Origin of the sequence: Acinetobacter harbinensis, from assembly GCF_000816495.1 — a bacterium.
GTDB lineage: Bacteria > Pseudomonadota > Gammaproteobacteria > Pseudomonadales > Moraxellaceae > Acinetobacter > Acinetobacter harbinensis.
Genome location: NZ_JXBK01000003.1, coordinates 21,295 through 24,378, shown reverse-complemented (window position 1 = coordinate 24,378; position 3,084 = coordinate 21,295). Strand labels below are relative to the sequence as shown.

Below are 3,084 nucleotides of genomic sequence, written 5' to 3'. Positions count from 1 at the left end.
TTCTTCTTAATATTAGCTTTTTAAAAATAAAAAGCTATCTATCATTGCACTATACCCAAAAGATAATAAAATTAAATGATAAATAGATCTATCAATAAACTATTATTTACAATTAAATGACAGTATTATCACTGTACTTAATAAGCAAAGTATAAATGATAAAAATGACTACACGTATCTACCTCAGAGCCTCAACCAAAGACCAAGATGCACAGAGAGCACTACAACCCCTCAATTACCTAAACCAATCACTTAAGTTGGGTGAAACCATCACCTACGTCGAGAATTATAGTGGCACCAAGCTAGATCGCCCTGAATTGAACAAACTACTTTCAGATACAAACCATGGCGATATATTGCTAGTTGAAAGCGTAGATCGTTTGTCACGGCTAAGCCAACAAGACTTTCAAGAACTGAAGCGCAGAATCCAAGAGAAAGGACTTCGACTTATAGTAGCTGACCTTCCTACAACTCATCAACTCATTAAAATCAATGACAGCATTACTAGCTCAATCCTAGACCTCATCAACAATATGCTCATAGATCTCTTAGCGACGATGGCTCGTCTAGATAATGAGAAACGTATTGAGCGCATCAAGCAAGGTCTGGAGCGTTCAGGCTATAAGCCATCGGGTAAGGCTCCAAATGAAGCCAAGCACAAAAGGATTAAAGAGCTATTAGCTGTAGGCAACATGACTAAGGGTGAAATTGCTAAAGCAGTTGAGTGTGGTATAGCGACCGTTTATCGAGTAGCGAAAGGTATTTAATAAAGTGTTTATAAAAGCATCTTTAAAGGTGCTTTTATGTGTGCTATGTTGTATCCCATAACAGGAGCACTTATGAACCCACAGCTTTCTCGTATTGAAGATGAAGCTCGTATGCACGAGTTAAGGGAGCTATTTGCTTTATTGGAAGAGAAAGAACGGTGTGCAGCTTTTGATGAGGGAACCCATAACATAAATGGAACACTTGGAAGGGCTTTAAGCATTCTTTCTTGGAGTGACTTTGAAAGCCTTAATATATGTCCTGGGTTAGCTGAGATAGAGACGCAGCAACCTGTAGATCGTATTGAGCAGCATCGTAAGTGGTTAAAGGCATTTCGTTCAGCGATGCGCTATCTTGCAAAGATGCTTTTAGTCACTGATGCTTCACTACTCATCCGATTGAGACGAACACTAGATAGGTATGCTGAGATTTTTTACCCCAATCTACTTGTTGTGATTCAACCAAAGCTCCAAACACTAAACTCTATAGAGGCCTAATCATGACTCAATTAATCCATGCACGAATGACCGCAAGTATTACTGAACTCAAAAAGAGTCCGATGGATACAGTTTTGGCAGGTAAAGGTGAACCTGTGGCGATCCTCAATCGTAATACACCTGCGTTCTACTGCATTCCGGCTGATCTGTATGAAACTATGATGGAGCAGCTAGAAGATCTAGATCTCAACAGAATTGCAGATGCTCGTGCGAATCAGAAACGCATTCGAGTAAATATTGATGACCTATAAGTTAGACTTTCTAGAAGAAGCATTAGCAGAATGGAATAAGCTTAATCCAAGTATTAAGCAGCCATTGAAGAAGAAACTGATCAAGGTACTAGAGAATCCTCGCATTCCCAAGAACAAGCTGTCAGGACATCCTAACCGCTACAAGATCAAACTTCGCAGCATTGGTTATCGTTTGGTTTATGAAGTCATTGATGAGGAGATTGTTGTCATCGTGATTGCTGTAGGCAGGCGTGAAAATAATGCTGTCTATGACGATGCCAATTCTCGCCATTCATAAATGCTTTCACTCTCTCAAAGTACCCCACACCCCTCGCTTTGCTCGGGCTGATGGTGAACGTTGAGAGAGTTTCGGCAATACTCACCCTAAGAGCCTGCAAAAATGCTTGCTCTTAAAGTATTTCCGAATAACCTACTGGGCTGATGGAGCCACGCGTCGGTCGTATCCGCAAAGGGTAATTGTGCTTTCCCTTATAGATTGAGATTACGATTCACACACCGCATCGACACGTTCTCAAATCAACTAAATTCAATTATCTCCGCAAGGGTTTCCCCAATTTACGATTTAAATTAAATATTCAGCTACTCATCACGTTGTTGCTTTGTCAATTTACCCTAGTAGCAACTCTTAATCGCTGTGGTGCGCTAGCGTCGCTTAATTCCTTCCACCCACACAACAGCACCTGATTCAGTAGACTAGATAAGCTTACTTCTCTGCAGGCAAGCGCGAAGATATCAAAAAAGAAGAAAAAAAGTTTCGTTTCATGTGAATTTCTGAAAATAAAACTCACTAAATCCGCTGATACAGATTTTTGAACACTATCTTTTAGTCAAAATTAAAATTATTCGTTTTTTGGGATGCCGATTGTTCGTAGCGACAGTTATTAAAGTTAATTGAACGTCTCAGTTCAACGATTATTCAAAATTATCCAAGTGAACATATTCGAGAGAAAAACCTTAAAAGCTTTCTTCTGAACTGATAAAATAAAAGTAAGCTCAATTGAGCTTACTTTTATGAAAAATCGTGGGACAGCAGTGGCGATTCAAAGTTCCTATTTCATGGTAGGACTCTCTGATGAAATGTAATAGTCCAATAACACTAAACGTAGCCTTTTCTATTTAGACCGACTCTCTATACGTTCTTTCTCGTATGTCTGTACTTTTTTTAAGATCGGATAAAAATCAAAACCTTCATCCTTCATCGTTGAGATGAGCGATACGATCACAGCTAAATGAGAGGGTACAAATCCAACTTTATTATAATTTGTAATGGAATTAGGTCTCATCCCTAGTAATTCAGCAAATTCTTTAATTGAAAGACCCGCTTTACCGATAAGTCTATGGAATTCTTCGTAAGGCATGAGATTCAAATTTAACAAATGATAAAGTACAAGTATAGCATAAGGTGTTTTTTACATAAATATTTAAAAAACACATAAAAATATGTTTACAGCACATATTTTTATGTGTTTAAATATTCATATCAAGTCTATGCTGTCGTATTGGAATTTTTATGAATTACTTCACTCAACCTCAACTATTTATCTCAGCACAAGCTAAAAAACTCGGATTAG

5 protein-coding genes are annotated in these 3,084 nt (G+C 38.2%); 4 read left to right on the top strand and 1 reads right to left on the bottom strand.

What is annotated here, in order from left to right:
* Positions 1–155: 155 nt before the first annotated feature.
* The 4 genes from SE27_RS13055 to SE27_RS13040 all read left to right on the top strand — a co-directional run bounded on the left by SE27_RS13055 (position 156) and on the right by SE27_RS13040 (position 1,790).
* Positions 156–767 (top strand): recombinase family protein, encoded by a 612-nt coding sequence (locus SE27_RS13055; protein WP_039624309.1) that lies wholly within the window; start codon positions 156–158, stop codon positions 765–767.
* Positions 768–839: 72 nt separating this feature from the next.
* Complete coding sequence (locus tag SE27_RS13050; protein WP_039624341.1) at positions 840–1,262, top strand: hypothetical protein; 423 nt, start codon at positions 840–842, stop codon at positions 1,260–1,262.
* Positions 1,263–1,264: 2 nt separating this feature from the next.
* Positions 1,265–1,513, top strand: coding sequence for a type II toxin-antitoxin system Phd/YefM family antitoxin (locus SE27_RS13045; RefSeq protein ID WP_039624308.1), 249 nt, complete (start codon positions 1,265–1,267; stop codon positions 1,511–1,513).
* Positions 1,503–1,790, top strand: a complete 288-nt coding sequence (locus tag SE27_RS13040) for a type II toxin-antitoxin system RelE family toxin (RefSeq protein ID WP_039624307.1) — start codon at positions 1,503–1,505, stop codon at positions 1,788–1,790. Before SE27_RS13045 ends, SE27_RS13040 begins: the two co-directional genes overlap by 11 nt.
* Before the next feature lie 835 nt (positions 1,791–2,625).
* On the opposite strand, the gene SE27_RS13035 is transcribed toward SE27_RS13040, so the two are convergent.
* Positions 2,626–2,871 (bottom strand): helix-turn-helix domain-containing protein, encoded by a 246-nt coding sequence (locus SE27_RS13035; protein WP_039624306.1) that lies wholly within the window; start codon positions 2,869–2,871, stop codon positions 2,626–2,628.
* Positions 2,872–3,084: the final 213 nt, after the last annotated feature.

Excerpts from the sequence above, each read along its gene's own strand:
- SE27_RS13055 (WP_039624309.1), top strand. The coding sequence starts at position 156 with ATGATAAAAATGACTACACGTATCTACCTCAGAGCCTCAACCAAAGAC.
- SE27_RS13050 (WP_039624341.1), top strand. The coding sequence starts at position 840 with ATGAACCCACAGCTTTCTCGTATTGAAGATGAAGCTCGTATGCACGAG.
- SE27_RS13045 (WP_039624308.1), top strand. The coding sequence starts at position 1,265 with ATGACTCAATTAATCCATGCACGAATGACCGCAAGTATTACTGAACTC.
- SE27_RS13040 (WP_039624307.1), top strand. The coding sequence starts at position 1,503 with ATGACCTATAAGTTAGACTTTCTAGAAGAAGCATTAGCAGAATGGAAT.
- SE27_RS13035 (WP_039624306.1), bottom strand. The coding sequence starts at position 2,871 with ATGCCTTACGAAGAATTCCATAGACTTATCGGTAAAGCGGGTCTTTCA.